Genomic DNA, 16,328 nt, shown 5'->3' with positions numbered 1-16,328 from the left:
TCGAGGGTCAGTACTTGGTCCCGCTGCCTTGTTCGGGCTCCGTGCGAGCGATCCGTCTCTTCCCGAGCGGCGCGTGACCGGCCTCGACCCCGACCTCGCTTCCCGAGGCTGCCTTGGGCCGACGCCGTTTGCCGATGTTCTTGCGGTCGCGTAGACGATCCTTGGGCTTGGGCGTGGCGGCCTTCGCGCCGAGGGTCTTGGTCGCTGTCTTCTTCGCCCCCTTCTTCCCCCCCGAGCGTTTGGTCGGCCCCTTGAAGGACGCCTTGAGCCCGTCGATGCTGCGACGCTCGAGGCCGAGATTCAGATACCGCTCGATGCTCTCGAGCCGATTCCATTCGGAGGCCCCGACCAGCGAGATGGCCACGCCCTGCTCGCCGGCTCGGCCGGTCCGTCCGGTGCGATGCAGGTAGTCGTCACCGCTGCGCGGCAGGTCGAAATTGATGACCCGCTCCACACCCGGGATGTCGAGGCCACGGGCCGCGACATCGGTGGCGATCAGGACGTTGACGCGCCCGCTATGCAGGAGCCCGACGACGCGATTGCGTTCGCGTTGCTCCAGCTCTCCGTGCAGCACGGCGGCGCGTTGACCCTCGCCGATCAGATAATTCCCGAGCGCCGTTGCCCCGTCGCGGGTATTGCTGAAGACCAGTGCCTTCTCGTAGTTCTCGTTGCGGAGCAGCCAAAGAAGCTGTTGCTGCTTGTGCTCCGGTCCATCGCTGAGGAGGACCTGATTCGTGATGTTCGGATGCTGCTCGCGGACCGGGTTGACGGTCACCACGCGCGGCTCGCGGAGCATACGTTCTGTGATGCGGCTCAGACCCCGATGGTGCAGGGTCGCCGAGAACAACATCGACTGGCGCGCCGGGTTGGTCCGAGCGATGATCGTCAGGACATCGTCGACGAAGCCCATGTCGAGCATCCGGTCGGCCTCGTCGAGAACCAGGATTTCCAGGTCGCTCAGGTCGGCCTCGCCGGTTTCCAGAAGCTCCAGCAAGCGCCCCGGCGTCGCCACCAGGATCTCCGGGTTCTTGCGCAAGGTCGCGATCTGATGCGCCTTTGAATCGCCGCCCGTGATCACGCCGTTGTTCAGGCGCGTGTAGCTGCCGAGACGCGTGAAGTGCACATGGATCTGGCGGGCCAGCTCGCGAGTCGGCACCAACACCAAGGCGCGCGTCCCGCTGTCGGGGCGTGGCGCGCCGACCAAGCGCTCCATGATCGGCAGCAGAAAGGCGGCGGTTTTCCCGGAGCCCGTCGCGGCCGAAACCAGGAGATCGAGACCCTCCATCGCGGCCGGGATGACCTGGGCTTGGACCTGGGTCGGGGTCGCGAAACCCTCTTTCTCCAGTCCGCGCATAAGCGCGTCCGGAAACAAAAAATCAGCAAAGTTCCTGTTCATGGGCGCCACGATACACCAAATATGCGCCTTCTTGGATGGGGAAGGGGTGTCCCCGCGTGGTAAACTTCATCGGCTAACCAAACAGCACTAACGCGGCCCGCACCGGTGCTCCGCGCGGCACGCCTCAACGTCGGTTCACCACGCCCATGGCAGATTTCGCAAGAGAAGTCCTTCCGATCAATCTCGAGGACGAGATGCGTCAGTCCTATCTCGATTACGCCATGAGCGTGATCGTGGGACGCGCGCTTCCCGATGTGCGCGACGGACTCAAGCCGGTCCACCGGCGTGTCCTCTTCTCGATGAGCGAGCAGGGCAACGTCTGGAACCGTGCCTACCGCAAATCGGCGCGCGTGGTCGGCGACGTCATGGGTAAGTACCACCCTCACGGCGACTCGGCCATCTACGACACCATGGTCCGCATGGCGCAGCGTTTCTCGATGCGCTACCTGCTGGTGGACGGGCAGGGCAACTTCGGCTCGGTCGACGGCGATCCGCCGGCGGCCATGCGCTACACGGAGGTGCGGATGACGCGCATCGCCGATGCGCTGCTCGACGATCTGGACAAGGACACGGTCGACTTCATCCCCAATTACGACAACACCGAGCATGAGCCGGTCGTGCTCCCGGCGCGCTTCCCGAATCTGCTGGTCAACGGCTCCTCCGGTATCGCCGTGGGCATGGCCACCAACATCCCGCCGCACAACCTGCGCGAGGTCATCGACGCGTGCCTGGCGCTCATCGACAACCCGTCGATCACGATCGACGAGCTGATGGTGCTGGTGCCCGGCCCGGATTTTCCCACCGCGGCCCTCATCAACGGCGTGCGCGGCATCCGCGAGGCCTACCGGACGGGGCGCGGCCGAGCGGTCATCCGTGCCCGCACCATGATCGAGGTCCAGAAGCGCAGCGGACGCGAGGCGATCGTGGTCACCGAGCTGCCCTACCAGGTCAACAAGGCGCGTCTGCTCGAGCGCATCGCCGAGCTGGTGAAGGAAAAGAAGATCGAGGGCATCGCCCAGGACGGGCTGCGCGACGAGTCCGACAAGGACGGGATGCGTGTCGTCATCGAGCTCAAGCGCGACGCTTACGCCGAGGTGCTGCTGGCCAACCTCTACCAGCACACCCAGATGCAGCAGGTCTTCGGCATCAACATGGTCGCCCTGGTCGACGGCCAGCCGCGCACGCTAAACCTCAAGCAGATCCTCGAATACTTCATCCGTCACCGCCGCGACGTGGTGACGCGCCGCACACTCTTCGAGCTGCGCAAGGCCCGCGACCGCGCCCACGTCTTGGAAGGCTATGCGATCGCGTTGGCGAACATCGACGAGATCATCGCCCTGATCAAGGCATCGGCCAACCCGGCCGAGGCGCGCGAGGGACTGATGGCGCGGACCTGGGCGCCCGGCTCGGTGACCGGCATGCTCGAGCGTGCGGGCGCGGAGCAGACCCGCCCCGAGGAGCTCGACGCGGCCTTCGGTCTGGTCGACGGGGGATATCGGCTGAGCGAGCGTCAAGCCAAGGCGATCCTGGATCTTCAGCTTCAACGCCTGACCGGGCTGGAGCAGGACAAGATCCTCGACGAGTTCAAAGAGATCCTCGACAAGATCGCTGCCCTCCTGTTGATCCTCTCCGAATCCGATCGCCTCATGGACGTGATCCGCGAGGAGCTCACGGCGATCCGCGATCAGTTCGGCGACGATCGGCGCACCGAGATCCAGGTCGACCATACCGACCTCACCCTGGAGGACATGATCGCGCCCGAAGAGGTCGTGGTGACCATGTCGCATCAGGGCTACGTCAAGGCCCAGCCGATCAGCGACTATCAGGCGCAGCGGCGGGGCGGCAAAGGCAAGAGTGCCACCTCCTTCAAGGAAGAGGACTTCATCGACCGCATCTTCGTCGCCAATTCGCGCGACACCGTGCTCTGCTTCTCGAGCCGTGGCCGGGTCTATTGGCTCAAGGTCTACGAGCTGCCGCAGGCCGGACGCGGCGCACGCGGTCGGCCAATGGTCAACCTGCTGCCGCTCGAGGCCGGCGAGCGTATCAACGCCGTCCTGCCGGTGCGCGACTACGAGTCCGGCTATTTCGTCTTTATGGCCACCAGTGCCGGCACGGTCAAGAAGACACCCCTCGGGGACTTCTCGCGGCCACTCTCGCGCGGCATCATCGCGATCGACCTGCATGAGGACGAATATCTTATCGGCGTTGCCATCACCGACGGCAAGCAGGACCTCATGCTCTTCACCTCTGCCGGCAAGGCCGTGCGTTTCAGCGAGGGCGCGGTGCGGGCGATGGGGCGGACGGCGCATGGCGTACGCGGCGTGCAGCTCGCGCCCGGCCAGAAGGTCATCTCGTTGTTGGTGGCCGAGCCCGGCACCGTGCTGAGCGTGACCGAGAACGGTTTCGGCAAGCGCACGCGCGTGGAGGACTTCCCGACCAAGGGTCGCGGCACCAAGGGCGTGATCGGGATCAGCACCTCCGAGCGCAACGGCGCGCAGGTCGGTGCCGTGCTGGTGCGTCCCGACGACGAGATCATGTTGATCACCGAGGGCGGAACCCTGATTCGCACCCCGATCGATCAGATCCCGGTCGTCGGACGCAGTGCACAGGGCGTGAAGCTGATCAATCTCGGCGAGGGCGAGCGGCTTGTCTATCTCGAGCGGATCGTCGCGCTGGAGGGCGAGAAGGAGGGGACCGGGGATCTCGCCGAGAATGACGACGCACAGGACCCGGAGGGACCGACCGGCGACGATGTCTCCGGGGACGCCGAGCCGGATCCCGACAGCGATCCGCAGGGATAGCAGCCCTTGTTGTCGGCGTGCGGTTTGCGCAAGGGCACGGAGTCGTACCGTCGGCCACGCCTGCCGACGCACGACCCCGGGAAATCGACAACCGCGCGATCCATCGGCATGATGGCGCAACAGATCGGAACTTGCATCGCGTCGCGCCCGTTCCACCTTCGCGGTTTGAATCTCGAACGTTCTGTCGAGACTCAACCGCGTCCGGCACGAGATGCTGATTTTCGAGTGAGCTCGCCTTTCGGCGCATCCACGACCCTGAGCGGGGGCGTGGTTTAAATCGATATATGTTTTAATCGCTTAAGTCGTGCCGGCTCCAACGCTCGTCAAGGCTGGCGGGGCCGCTCCCATCCAAAAACATCGCATGCCGCGCCGGGCGCGGTTTAACGGAGATCACAGAATGGCTCGGGTTTACAACTTCAGCGCAGGCCCCGCAATGCTTCCTGAGCCTGTCCTGAGCAGGGCGCGCGACGAGATGCTCGAGTGGCGCGGCAGCGGCATGTGTGTCGCCGAGATGAGCCATCGCGGCAAGGAGTTCATGTCGATCGCGGCTCAAGCCGAGGCGGATCTGCGCGAGCTTCTGGCGGTCCCGACCAACTACAAGGTCCTGTTCCTTCAGGGTGGCGCATCCACCCAGTTTGCTGCGATCCCGATGAATCTGCTGCGCGGTGCGGCCAGTGCGGACTATCTGAACACCGGTTCCTGGTCCAAGAAGGCGATTGCCGAGGCGCGCCGCTATGGTCAAGTCCACGTCGCCGCCACTACCGAGGCCGAGCGCTTCACCCGGGCCCCGCGTCAGGACGAGCTGACCTTGAGCGACGATGCCGCCTATGTCCATTACACCCCCAACGAGACGATCGAGGGCGTCGAGTTTCCTTACGTCCCGGATGTCGGCGACAAGCCCCTGGTTGCGGACATGTCCTCGACCATTCTGTCGCGCCCGATCGATGTCTCGCGCTTTGGACTCATCTACGCCGGTGCCCAGAAGAACATCGGCCCGGCGGGGCTCACCATCGTCATCGTCCGCGAGGATCTGCTCGGCCAGACCCTCTCCGGAACACCGACCATGCTCGACTATAAGGTTCAGGCTGACAACGACTCCATGTACAACACCCCGCCGACCTATGCCTGGTATCTCGCCGGGCTGGTATTCGACTGGTTGAAGGGTATCGGCGGGCTGGAGGCGATGGGCAAGATCAACGCCCGCAAGGCCGAGCTGCTCTACAAGACGATCGATGACTCGGGCTTCTTCAAGAACCCGGTCGAGCCGGCATCGCGCTCCTGGATGAACGTCCCCTTCACGCTCGCGAATCCCGAGCTTGACGACACCTTCATCAAGGAGGCCAAGGCCGCCAACCTGACGACGCTCAAGGGCCATCGCTCGGTCGGCGGCATGCGCGCCAGCATCTACAATGCAATGCCGCAGGACGGGGTCGAGGCGCTGGTCGGTTTCATGCAGGAGTTCGAGCGCAAGCACGGCTGAACCGCGTCATCGGCGTGACATGCGCGGTCCGGGTTTTGGTTTTGCGCTGCATGTCACCTCGGCCCTCGGCGCGGACGCGGTTCAGGATGATCTTTTTTTCTTTTTTCTGAATCGCGTCGGCTGAAAGGCCAGTTGACGTGCTCGACGCTCGTGCATCCACTCTACATCCGTTTATTACTCAGGACGCGATTCAGTGTTTAAGATTCAAACGCTCAATAATATCGCCGTCGCCGGGCTCGACCGGTTGCCGCGAGACCGCTACGAGGTCGCTTCGGAGATCGCCCATCCGGATGCCATCCTGGTGCGATCGGCCAAGATGGATGCGGCCGACATCCCGTCGAGCGTGCAGGCGATCGGGCGCGCCGGCGCCGGGACCAACAATGTTCCGGTTCAGGCAATGACCGAGCGCGGCGTGGCGGTCTTCAATGCACCCGGTGCCAATGCGAACGCCGTCAAGGAGCTGGTGATCGCGGGCATGTTGATCGCGGCGCGCAATATCGGCCAGGCCTGGCGCTTCGCGCGTGAGCTCGAGGGCGACGATACGTCCATCCACCAGGCGGTCGAGGCGGGGAAGAAGCAGTTCGTCGGCTTCGAGCTGCCGGGGCGTACGCTGGGTGTCATCGGACTCGGCGCGATCGGGGTGAAGGTCGCCAACGCGGCACGTTCACTCGGGATGCGCGTCGTCGGTTATGACCCGACCATCACGGTCCAGCGCGCCTGGCAGCTCGAGAGCGACGTGCAGCCGGCGCTGAGCATCGACGATCTGCTCTCGCGCTCGGATTTCGTCACCTTCCACGTCCCGCTGACGGCCGATACTCGGCACATGATCAACGCCGAGCGGCTGCGCACACTGCGCAAGGGCGCTGTCCTGCTGAATTTTTCGCGCGACGGGATCATCGACGACGACGCGGTCGTCACGGCGCTGGATCAGGGCCACCTCTATGCCTACTGCTGCGATTTCCCGAGCAACCTGTTGAAGGACCATCCGCGGGTGATCACGTTGCCGCATCTCGGCGCCTCGACCAAAGAGGCGGAGGAGAACTGCGCGGTGATGGTCGCCGACGAGATCCGCGACTATCTCGAGGACGGCAACGTGACCAACTCGGTGAATTTTCCGGAGATCAATCTCCCGCGCAACGGCGGCTACCGAATCGCGATCGTCAACAGTAATGTGCCCAACATGGTCGGGCAGATCTCGACCGATCTGGCCGCAGCGGGGCTGAATATCCTCGATATGCTCAATCGTTCGCGCGGCAACGTTGCGGTGACACTGATCGATATCGATCAGCGGTGCCCGGAAGACACGGCGAAGCAATTACGCGGCATCGGCGGTGTCCTCTCGGTGCGTTGTCTCGGGGCTCGGGAACGGATCGACTGATGGAGGACAAGAGCGCAAAGGGCGACGCCTTGGATGACGTGCGGAATCGGATCGACGCGATCGATCTGGAGCTGCTGGGTCTGATCAGCGAGCGCGCCCGTTGCGCCCAACAGGTCGCCCACATCAAGACGGCGGCCGACGGCGGTCAAGTGCAGTTCTATCGGCCCGAGCGCGAGGTTGCGGTCCTGCGTCGCATCAAGGCGGCTAACCCCGGGCCGCTCGACGGCGAAGAGGTCGCGCGACTCTTTCGCGAGATCATGTCCGCCTGTCTGGCCCTCGAGCGCCCGCTCAACGTCGCCTTTCTCGGTCCGGCCGGGACCTTCACGCAAGCCGCGGCCATCAAGCACTTCGGCCACTCGGTGAAGACCTTCGCGCTGGCCACCATCGGCGAGATCTTCCGCGAGGTGGAGGCCGGCTCCTGCGATTTCGGCGTCGTACCGGTCGAGAACTCGACCGAGGGCGTGGTCAGCCACACCCTGGACATGTTCATGACCTCGCCGCTGATGATCACCGGGGAGGTGAGTCTGCGGATCCACCATCACCTCATGAGCGTGACCGAGGATCTTTGCGCGATCCGCACCGTCTATTCTCACCAGCAATCTCTGGCGCAGTGCCGCGGATGGCTGGATCGACATCTCCCGAACGCCGATCGCGTCGCCGTGGGCAGCAACGCCGAGGCCGCCCGTACCGCCGCGACCGAAGAGGATGCCGCGGCCGTCGCGGGTCTCCAAGCCGCCGAGATCTACCGACTCGCGGTGCTCGCCGAGCGCATCGAAGACGAGCCCGGCAATACCACCCGTTTTCTCGTCATCGGTCCGCAGGACTCGCGCCCGAGCGGCCAAGGCCAGGACAAGACCAGTCTGCTGCTGTCCTGCCGCAATCAGGCCGGCGGCCTCCACACCCTGCTGACACCTCTGGCCGCCCACGGCATCAGCATGACCCGCATCGAGTCGCGCCCATCCCGCCGCGGCATCTGGGATTATGTCTTCTTCATCGACATCATGGGTCACAGGGACGACCCGAAGGTTGCGCTTGCGCTGGAGAACCTCCGGCAGGCATCGCTCTTGTTCAAGGTGCTCGGATCTTATCCGCTGGCGGTGCTTTAACCTAGATCCGGCCGTAGCGCCCTTAACCCAGCCGGTGAGCCGTCAGATGAGCGTGATCATCAAGGCCGTCAGGACCTTTCATGAAGCGCGAAGCGGTCAACTGCCGGATCTAGGTTTAAGGCCGTCGATCCCGGATCGGTATGACGGGCGTCTCGATCACGGAGTCGATCGACACCGCGTCCTACGTCGAGCCTTCGGTTGACCCGTCGACCGAGGAACGCCAACTATCAAACCTCTGAAGCTGAATCGCCACTCATGACTGTCCAAGACAATCCCTTCCTTCCTCTCACGGCCCCGGGGATCGCCGGCCTTACCCCGTACGTCCCGGGCAAACCGGTCTCGGAGCTCGAGCGCGAGCTCGGTATTCGCGACTCGGTGAAGCTGGCCTCGAACGAGAATCCGTTGGGCCCCGGTCCGCGTGCGCGCGAGGCGATCGCCGCGCTGATGGGCGAGATCGGTCGGTATCCCGATGGCGGTGGATTCGAGCTGCGGCGCGTGCTCGCCGAGTACCACGGTGTTCCGCAGACCGCCGTGACCATCGGGAACGGATCGAACGACGTGCTCGACCTGATCGCCCGGACCTTCCTGTATCCGGGTGTGGAGTCGGTCTTTTCCGAACATGCCTTCGCGGTCTATCCCATCTCGACGCAGGCGGTCGGCGCTGCCGCTCGGGTCGCCAAGGCGCGCGATTACGGCAATGACCTCGACGCGATGGCCCGTCTCGTCACGGACAAGACCCGGGTCGTCTGGATCGCCAACCCGAACAATCCGACCGGGACCTGGTTGGCGGCTGCGCCGCTGAAATCGTTCATCGAGTCCATGCCGCGGACCTGCATCGTCGTGGTCGACGAGGCGTACACGGATTACGTCGGCGAGCCCGACTTTCCGGATGCCACGCACTGGCTCGAGCAGTTTCCGAATCTGATCGTGACCCGGACCTTCGCCAAGGCCCATGGGCTGGCCGCGCTGCGCGTCGGTTACGGACTCAGCGATCCGCGGGTGGCGGATCTGCTCAATCGGGTACGTCAGCCTTTCAACGTCAACGCCTTCGCTCAGGCCGCCGCGGCCGCGGCGATCGGCGATCTCGAGCATGTTCGCGCGTCGGTCGAGTTCAACCGAGCGGGGATGCGGCAGTACCTCGATGCCTTCAAACGTTTGGGGCTCGAGTACATCCCGTCGGTCGGCAACTTCATTACGGTCGACCTCGGCCGCCCGGCCGGTCCGGTGAATCACGAGCTGTTGAAGCGCGGGGTCATCGTGCGTCCGGTCGGCAACTACGGTTTGCCCGATCACTTGCGGATCAGCATCGGTCTGGAGGCCGAAAACGCACGCTGCATCGCCGCACTCGAGGACGTCCTCGCGTCATGATCGAGCGGCTCGCGATCATCGGGGTCGGGCTTATCGGCGGATCCCTCGCGCGAGCCCTGCGTGAAGCCGGGGCCGTGCGGCAGGTCATCGGCTGCGGACGCGGGCTTGCCAACCTCGAGCGCGCGCGCGATCTCGGTGTCGTGGACCTGCTCACGCAGGATCCCGCCGAGGCGGTCACGGGAGCGGACATGGTGTTTGTCTCGGTTCCGCTCGGCGCCATGCGGGGCGTTTTCGAGGCAATCCGAGGCCGGCTCGATCCCGATGCAGTGGTGACCGACGGCGGTAGCGTGAAGGGCAGCGTGGTTGCGGATGCGAGCGGCGTCTTCGGCATGGTGCCGCCGCGACTGGTCCCCGGTCATCCGATCGCCGGTACGGAGCATAGCGGCGTGGAGGCATCCTTTGCCGATCTCTACCGTCAGCGCCGCGTGATCCTGACCCCATTGCCGGAAACCGAAAGCGATGCACTCGCACGTGTCACCGCAATGTGGGAGACCTGCGGCGCCGAGGTCACCTGCATGTCGGTCGCCCATCACGACGAGGTCCTCGCCGCCACCAGCCATCTGCCCCATATGCTTGCTTTCGGGCTGGTCGACGCGCTGGCACGCATGCGCGAGAACGACGAGATCTTCCGCTATGCGGCAGGAGGTTTCCGGGACTTCACCCGGATTGCTTCCAGCAATCCCGTGATGTGGCGCGACATCTGTCTTGCCAATCGCGAGGCCCTGAGCGCGATGCTGGCGCGCTTCGGGATCGAGATGACCGATCTCGCCGAGAGTATTCGCAGCGCCGACGGCGAACGCCTGCTGGCCATCTTCGAGCGCGCCAAGGCGGCCCGCGATCGCTATGTGGATGCTGCCCCGCGCGATTGATGCCGAGTCCGCGCGTCCGCCGCCCTCGATGCCATGGCTGAGTCGCAACGAACCCGACGGGTCCGACTTTGGCCGATCGCCGTAGGGGTGTGTGAATATTCACGTCGAGCCTAAACCGCGTCCAGAGCGACATGCGCATTTTCGAGTGAACTCGACGTTTGGTGCATCCACGACCCTTAGCGTGGACGCGGTTTAAAATATAATATTTTTTAATATCTTAAACCGCGCCGACTCCGACGGTCGTCAAGTCCGCCGGGGCCGATATCATTCAAAAACATCACATACCGCGCTGGGCGCGGTTTAAGCCGCGCACGGGACCCTATGCGTCGTTTGTTGGAGTGGCTTGGCCGCGCCGGCTCCGGCGAGCGTCGGAGCCGGTGCGGTTTAACGTATTAAAAAAATTAAACTTTAACCTACGTCTCGAAAAAAATCGGGAACATCCTCGAGCCCGACACGACATGAATATCACGCAGGTCGCTCTGGACGCGGTTTAGGGCGCCTGCCCGATGCTCGGGCTCGACCTGGCGGCGGCGTCGCGCTAACCTCCCGTTTCAGTTATCCCGCCTCGGTGCCGGGCGCGGTTCGCGTTTGGCTGGAGCCGGACGCGATCGCCTTCGAAACGTCCGGCGGGCTCACACACGACACGCAGCGGGACGTCTCCGGTCGATCGCGGCCCGATCACCCGACGCGCGCCCCCGAGCCTATCCCAATGCGATCCGGTCCATGACCCAAGACAAGGCCGAGCAGACATTGATGCAGGGCGTGGACGAGACGCCCGAGGAAGACTATCGCCTGCTGATCGAGAATCAGACCGACCTCGTGGTCAAGGTCGCTCCGGATGGTCGTTTCCTGTTCGTCAGCCCGAGTTACTGCCGTACCTTCGGCAGAACCAAGAAAGAGTTGATCGGACATGCCTTCATGCCGCTGGTGCATGAGGACGACCGAGCGGCAACCGCGGAGGCGATGGCGAAACTTCGGGAGCCCCCGCATACCTGCACGATCGAGCAACGGGCCCTGACCGTTGACGGCTGGCGGTGGCTGGCGTGGTCCGATACCGCGGTCCTGGATCCCGACGGACAGGTCTCGGCGATCATCGGTGTCGGTCGGGACGTGACCGAGCGCAAAGAGGCCGAGGCCGCATTGGCGGCAGCGACACGGCAGTTCGAGCTTGCCGTGGAGGGCGGCGAAATCGGTCTGTATGCGGCCTCCCTGTCGCCGGTACAGATGTCGGTCGATGCACGCTATCTGTCCACGCTCGGTTATGCGGAGGGTGAGCTCGACGTCGATCCGCAGACGTGGATCGACATGGTGCATCCGGATGACCGGGATCGGGTCCAGGGTCTGTACGAGCGCGCCACGCATGGCGACAGCGATCGTTTCGAGGCGGAATACCGAATGCGCCATCGCGACGGGCACTGGGTCTGGATCCAGGACCGGGCGCGCGTCTACGAGCGGGACTCGGACGGTCGGGCGTTGCGGATCGCCGGCACCCACACGGATGTGACGCGTCGCAAGGTCGCGGAGCTGAAGCTCGAGTATCTCGTCGATCACGACGAGCTGACGGGCCTGCTGAATCGACGCGGGGTCTGGCAGACTGTTCGGCGGGTTCACGTGCAGGGCTTGCGTTCGGGTCGGCCCTGTTGTCTGGCGATCTTGGATCTCGATCACTTCAAGCTCGTCAACGACGCCTATGGTCACGGTGTCGGCGACGAGGTGTTGAAGTGGGTTTCGGAGATACTGCGTCGGGAGGTGCGGCAAGCCGACTGTCTGGGACGTTGGGGTGGCGAAGAATTCGTGATCGCGCTGCCCGAAACGAACGAGGTGCAGGCACGAACCGCGCTCGAGCGCATCCGCGAAAGTGTGGCTGCGCAACCGCTCGAGATCAAAGGCCAAGAGATTCGCGTGACCCTGAGCATTGGCTTCGCGACCTGTCATTCCGACGAAGGCGACCCGAGAGACGTCTTGGCGCGAGCGGATATGGCCCTGTATCGTGCCAAGAACGGGGGGCGAAACCGGATCTGTTACGACGGTCACGACAGCGGCGTCTACGCGGTCTCGATGGCCGTCTTGGTGCAGTCCGCGCTGCAGACAGCACGCATCCTCCCGGCGTTTCAGCCGATTGTGGATCTGCATGATCGCCGTGTCGTCGCCGAAGAGTCTTTGGCCCGCATCGTCGCCGCGGACGGTCGGGTCCTCGCCGCATCCTCGTTCATCGATATCGCCGGGCAACTGGGCCTGCTGCATCGGATCGACAGCATGCTCCTGAGTGCGACTGCGGCCCGGTTGAAGGTCTCCGGCGACACGGCTTCAAAGCCCCTGTTCGACTTCGTGCACCTGTCGGGAGACCTCGTCCGCCATCCGGACATCCTGAAGACCTTGGCGCGCGAGCTCGACGGCATATCCTCTTCGTCGAACGGTGCGCCGTCTGTCGTCCTGACCCTCAGCGAGCGGCAGATTACGGCCGAGATGGAGCAGGTCGCGCGTGCGCTCGCGCCCTTGCTGGATTTGGGATGCAAGATCGCGGTGAGCGACTACGGGGGAGAGGCCTCGTCGTTTCGCTTTTTGATCCATCTGCCGGTCAGTTTTATTCAGCTCGATGCGAATCTCGTTCGGTTGGCCAGCGAATCCGCGCGCGCGCGCTCCATCCTGGCCACGATTCAGCACTCCGCGCAGGACCTCGGCATCACGACTATCGCCAAGCAAGTGGAGGACGAGGACACCTTGCAGCGGCTCGTCGAGCTGGGTGTCGAGTGGGGCTCAGGGTATCTCTTCGGGCCCCCCTCGGATCCGAGCTGAAGGATCCGGTCATTGCTCTCTTCGATGCAGTGCCAGCAAGGCAGCGCCGTAAGCGGCATCCTGATGCGCGGCGCTCGTCACCGGGATGCCCAGCAGACGCGAGCGCATGGCGGTCCAGGTCGGATTGATCGCGCCTCCTCCGATGCTTGCGATCCGTCGCGGCGGCGGTGCGCCCAGCTCGGCAAGCCGGCCGTAGCCCTCCGCCTCGATGCGGGCGATGCCTTCCAGTAGACCATGCAGGAAGTCCCGCGGCTCGCTCGGTCGCGGCGAGAGACGGGGTGTCAGGTCGGGGTCGTTCCTCGGGAAGCGCTCGCCGGGTCCGAGGAGCGGGTAATAGTCGAGGCCGGATGGGCGCTCGGGATCGATGTCGAGGCTGAGCGAGACGATCTCGGCGTCGCTGAAAGACCTGCGCAGGACCGCGCCGCCGCTGTTTGAGGCGCCTCCGACCAGCCATGCGTCGCCGAAGCGATGGCTGTAGATCCCGTAGGCCGATGCCGTCACGGGACGCTCCGAGAGGATCTTCAGCACCAGCGTGCTCCCGAGGCTGGTGACCGCATCGCCGGGCTCCTGCGCCCCGGCGGCGATCACTGCGGCCGTGCTGTCCGTAGTCCCGGCAAGAACCTGAACGCTCGATGGCCAGCCGAGCCGATTCGCGAGCCCTGCGTCGAGGGACCCGATCGGATCACCGGGCGCGACGACCTTCGGCAGTCGGATCCCGTCCGGGATGATCGCCGACACCCAATCCGGCCAGCGTAGACGCTCGGCGTCGTAACCCAGCTTCAAGGCGTTGTTCCAGTCGGTCACACCAGGGTGCCCGGTCAGGCGCCCGATGATCCAGTCCGCTTGGTGCAGCGCCAGAGCGGCGCTGTCACGCGGGTATCGTCCGCTGAGATGGACGAGCTTGGCGAGGCTCGCGCTCGGGCCGCGTGCCGGGCTCTCGGTCGGGGCCGCCCGGTCGATCAGGTCGGCTTCCGTTACGGCGCGGCGGTCGTTGTACATGAGGGCCGGGCCGCAGGGTTTGCCGTCCGCTCTTGCCAGCAGAAGTGTCGCGGAGGTCGCATCGACACAGATGGAAACCGGCGCCCGCCCCGGCAGTGCGGTTGCGAGCTCCGTCAGGGCGGCGAGCACAGCTTTCCACCAGAGCTCGGGATCCTGCTCGTACTGACCGGGAGCAGGGTTCAGCGGCGCGGCAAGCGGGGTACGTGCCGAAGCCAGCTCCCTGCCGGCTTCATCGATCACCACCGCGCGACACCCGGACGTGCCGAGATCGATGCCGACCCAAATCCGATCGGATGTCGGGCGTGTGATCGGGTTCATCGCGGCTTGAATTGCCCGCCGGAGATCGACCGAGGTCAGGGGAGTTGGACGGGATCCGCGGGACGCCAACCGGCGGCGCGATGTTCCGCGACGACCGTCGTGTAGATGCCTCCGCGGACATTGAAGGCGGCGGTCAGGCGCATGAAGCGCGGCTCGGTCGCAGCGACCAGGTCGCCGAGGATCTCGTTGGTGACTGCCTCGTGAAAGGCACCTTGGTCACGATAGGTCCAGACGTACAGCTTCAGGGCCTTGAGCTCCACGCAACGCGCCTCCGGGACATACTCCAAGGTCAGCTCGGCAAAGTCGGGCTGGCCGGTCTTGGGACACAGGCAGGTGAACTCCGGGATCTGGATCCGGATGCTGTAGTCACGCTCGGGCTGGGGGTTGGGAAAGGTCTCGAGCGCACGGCTCGGGGCGGTGGACATGGTGCTTGGTCTCCGATAAACAGGTCGCCTGATGATCGCCGCCGAGGGCGATCGCTCAGGTGTAAAGTGACCGCTAAAGATTACCATGCCGCACGGGTGCGGCGCGCTGCGGGTCACGCCGCAGGTGCCGATTCGAGCGCTTCCTCGTGGGCGCGGGCGAGACACTATTCTCGATCCGAACTGCGATACAACACCCGAAAGCGTTACTTAAGGGCGCTGCGCGTTCGATCTCGACATGCGTCATCCCAGCTCATCGTTGGTGTTTGCGCGTGGTCCCGGAATTGCATTTCGAGTGTCGAACGTCGTACATCGTGCCCGAGTCCTTCGGAACTATGGAGATTCAAGATGGCTTCCCGATGCCGGGTCAGCGCCCTCGTAGCCCTCGGTTTGCCCCCGCGCGAACTGCAGCGGAGCATGGAGGTTTTGTCGCGCTTGCATCGGCCTGAGCGGAAGGGTTTGCGTCGCCTCGAATATGATCGAGCGGGCGGATTCTCGCTCGTCGAGCTGATGATCGTCGTGGCCATCATCGGGATCTTGGCGTCACTCGCCGTGCCGGCGTATCAGAACTATGTGGTCCGGGCGCGGGTTGCGGAGGGCCTTGGGCTGCTGTCCGGTGCCAAGCCTGTAATCGTGGAACACTATACGTCGACAGGCTCGATGCCGGCGGTGTTGGCTGACTTTGGATGGAGCAATGAAGGCGGCGCCGATCAGTATGGAGACGGTGCGGATTTCGAGAATGTCTTCGGGTTCGAGAGTGACCTGTGGAGCGACATCGAGTGGCAGGTCAAGCCCTGCCTCCCTAATCGCTGCGGAAACCTAGTCTTGCGCACCATAGATTCTAAGCTTACCGGCGGTGTCGACATCGGCCTTCACCTCCAGGCAAAGGGCACTGACGGCGGTGTTCGTTTTCGCTGCGTCGTCAACGAAGACCCTGCGCGGTATCCCTTTGTGCCTGCCGTGTGCCGGAACGGCGAATCCACTGAATTTGCGAGTTGGTGATCTTTAAGCCATCTAACCCGCGTCATCCAGACTGACGGTATGGTCATTCGCGTGGACGGTTCCGAGTTGACGCCGCCCACGGGGACGCATGAGAATCCGTGGCATGATCAAGGAGTTCCGCTGCAAAGAAACCGAGTTGATCGCCCAAGGCCGGCGCTCGCGGCGGTTCCCGCCGGAGATCCAGCGTCGCGCCAAGATGCGACTCGACCGCATCGATGCGGCATCGGCATTGGACGATCTGCGCCTGCCGCCGTCTCACCGTCTCGAGGCGTTGGTCGGAAACCGCGCCGGGCAGTGGAGCATCCGCATCAACGACCAGTGGAGGATTTGTTTTGTCTGGCGCGACGGCGATGCCGTCGAGGTCGAGATCACGGATTATCACTGAGGCCTTTA

11 protein-coding genes and 1 pseudogene are annotated in these 16,328 nt (G+C 64.3%); 9 read left to right on the top strand and 3 right to left on the bottom strand.

All coding sequences use genetic code 11. The features are described from left to right. Positions 1-7 precede the first annotated feature (7 nt). A complete protein-coding gene (locus tag THIMADRAFT_RS01255; RefSeq protein ID WP_007191130.1) occupies positions 8-1,396 on the bottom strand; it encodes a DEAD/DEAH box helicase in 1,389 nt (462 codons plus the stop codon). A gap of 146 nt (positions 1,397-1,542) precedes the next feature. On the opposite strand from THIMADRAFT_RS01255, the gene gyrA reads away from it, so the two are divergent. The 7 genes from gyrA to THIMADRAFT_RS01220 all read left to right on the top strand — a co-directional run bounded on the left by gyrA (position 1,543) and on the right by THIMADRAFT_RS01220 (position 13,194). Beyond that, entirely contained in the window at positions 1,543-4,197 is a 2,655-nt protein-coding gene (gyrA, locus tag THIMADRAFT_RS01250) for a DNA gyrase subunit A (RefSeq protein WP_040729197.1), read from the top strand. Between the two features lie 397 nt (positions 4,198-4,594). After that, a complete protein-coding gene (gene serC, locus THIMADRAFT_RS01245; protein WP_007191128.1) occupies positions 4,595-5,677 on the top strand; it encodes a 3-phosphoserine/phosphohydroxythreonine transaminase in 1,083 nt (360 codons plus the stop codon). 193 nt (positions 5,678-5,870) lie between these two features. After that, the gene (locus THIMADRAFT_RS01240) at positions 5,871-7,055 is read left to right on the top strand and encodes a phosphoglycerate dehydrogenase (protein ID WP_007191127.1); all 1,185 of its coding nucleotides are present in this window, start codon (positions 5,871-5,873) and stop codon (positions 7,053-7,055) included. After that, positions 7,055-8,161, top strand: coding sequence for a prephenate dehydratase (pheA, locus tag THIMADRAFT_RS01235; protein ID WP_007191126.1), 1,107 nt, complete (start codon positions 7,055-7,057; stop codon positions 8,159-8,161). The genes THIMADRAFT_RS01240 and pheA overlap by 1 nt, the downstream gene beginning before the upstream one ends. A 255-nt stretch (positions 8,162-8,416) precedes the next feature. After that, the gene (gene hisC, locus THIMADRAFT_RS01230; RefSeq protein ID WP_007191125.1) at positions 8,417-9,529 is read left to right on the top strand and encodes a histidinol-phosphate transaminase; all 1,113 of its coding nucleotides are present in this window, start codon (positions 8,417-8,419) and stop codon (positions 9,527-9,529) included. Continuing rightward, entirely contained in the window at positions 9,526-10,398 is an 873-nt protein-coding gene (locus THIMADRAFT_RS01225) for a prephenate dehydrogenase (protein WP_007191124.1), read from the top strand. The genes hisC and THIMADRAFT_RS01225 overlap by 4 nt, the downstream gene beginning before the upstream one ends. A gap of 723 nt (positions 10,399-11,121) precedes the next feature. Continuing rightward, a complete protein-coding gene (locus THIMADRAFT_RS01220; RefSeq protein WP_007191123.1) occupies positions 11,122-13,194 on the top strand; it encodes a sensor domain-containing protein in 2,073 nt (690 codons plus the stop codon). A gap of 9 nt (positions 13,195-13,203) precedes the next feature. Here the strand turns inward: THIMADRAFT_RS01220 and THIMADRAFT_RS01215 are convergent, their stop codons facing one another. Both THIMADRAFT_RS01215 and queF read right to left on the bottom strand, forming a co-directional pair. Next, positions 13,204-14,511: an FGGY-family carbohydrate kinase gene (locus tag THIMADRAFT_RS01215; protein WP_007191122.1), complete on the bottom strand. Its 1,308-nt coding sequence runs from the start codon at positions 14,509-14,511 to the stop codon at positions 13,204-13,206. 35 nt (positions 14,512-14,546) lie between these two features. Then, entirely contained in the window at positions 14,547-14,936 is a 390-nt protein-coding gene (gene queF, locus THIMADRAFT_RS01210) for a preQ(1) synthase (protein WP_007191121.1), read from the bottom strand. A gap of 507 nt (positions 14,937-15,443) precedes the next feature. On the opposite strand from queF, the pseudogene THIMADRAFT_RS28340 reads away from it, so the two are divergent. Then, positions 15,444-15,543, top strand: a pseudogene (locus THIMADRAFT_RS28340) (pilin); the annotation flags it as partial. Between the two features lie 495 nt (positions 15,544-16,038). Further along, positions 16,039-16,320 carry a type II toxin-antitoxin system RelE/ParE family toxin gene (locus THIMADRAFT_RS01200; RefSeq protein ID WP_007191119.1) on the top strand — a complete coding sequence of 94 codons (282 nt, stop codon included), beginning with the start codon at positions 16,039-16,041 and terminating at the stop codon, positions 16,318-16,320. Positions 16,321-16,328: the final 8 nt, after the last annotated feature.

This window comes from Thiocapsa marina 5811 (assembly GCF_000223985.1).
GTDB classification, from domain to species: Bacteria; Pseudomonadota; Gammaproteobacteria; order Chromatiales; family Chromatiaceae; genus Thiocapsa; species Thiocapsa marina.
The sequence above is the reverse complement of the archived record's forward strand: the minus strand, read 5'-3'. Positions and strand labels throughout refer to the sequence as shown.

Bases quoted from the DNA above. Each gene is read 5' to 3' on its own strand.
- THIMADRAFT_RS01200 (WP_007191119.1), top strand. From the start codon at position 16,039: ATGATCAAGGAGTTCCGCTGCAAAGAAACCGAGTTGATCGCCCAAGGC.
- THIMADRAFT_RS01255 (WP_007191130.1), bottom strand. From the start codon at position 1,396: ATGAACAGGAACTTTGCTGATTTTTTGTTTCCGGACGCGCTTATGCGC.
- hisC (WP_007191125.1), top strand. From the start codon at position 8,417: ATGACTGTCCAAGACAATCCCTTCCTTCCTCTCACGGCCCCGGGGATC.
- THIMADRAFT_RS01220 (WP_007191123.1), top strand. From the start codon at position 11,122: ATGACCCAAGACAAGGCCGAGCAGACATTGATGCAGGGCGTGGACGAG.
- gyrA (WP_040729197.1), top strand. From the start codon at position 1,543: ATGGCAGATTTCGCAAGAGAAGTCCTTCCGATCAATCTCGAGGACGAG.
- THIMADRAFT_RS01215 (WP_007191122.1), bottom strand. From the start codon at position 14,511: ATGAACCCGATCACACGCCCGACATCCGATCGGATTTGGGTCGGCATC.
- pheA (WP_007191126.1), top strand. From the start codon at position 7,055: ATGGAGGACAAGAGCGCAAAGGGCGACGCCTTGGATGACGTGCGGAAT.
- queF (WP_007191121.1), bottom strand. From the start codon at position 14,936: ATGTCCACCGCCCCGAGCCGTGCGCTCGAGACCTTTCCCAACCCCCAG.
- serC (WP_007191128.1), top strand. From the start codon at position 4,595: ATGGCTCGGGTTTACAACTTCAGCGCAGGCCCCGCAATGCTTCCTGAG.
- THIMADRAFT_RS01225 (WP_007191124.1), top strand. From the start codon at position 9,526: ATGATCGAGCGGCTCGCGATCATCGGGGTCGGGCTTATCGGCGGATCC.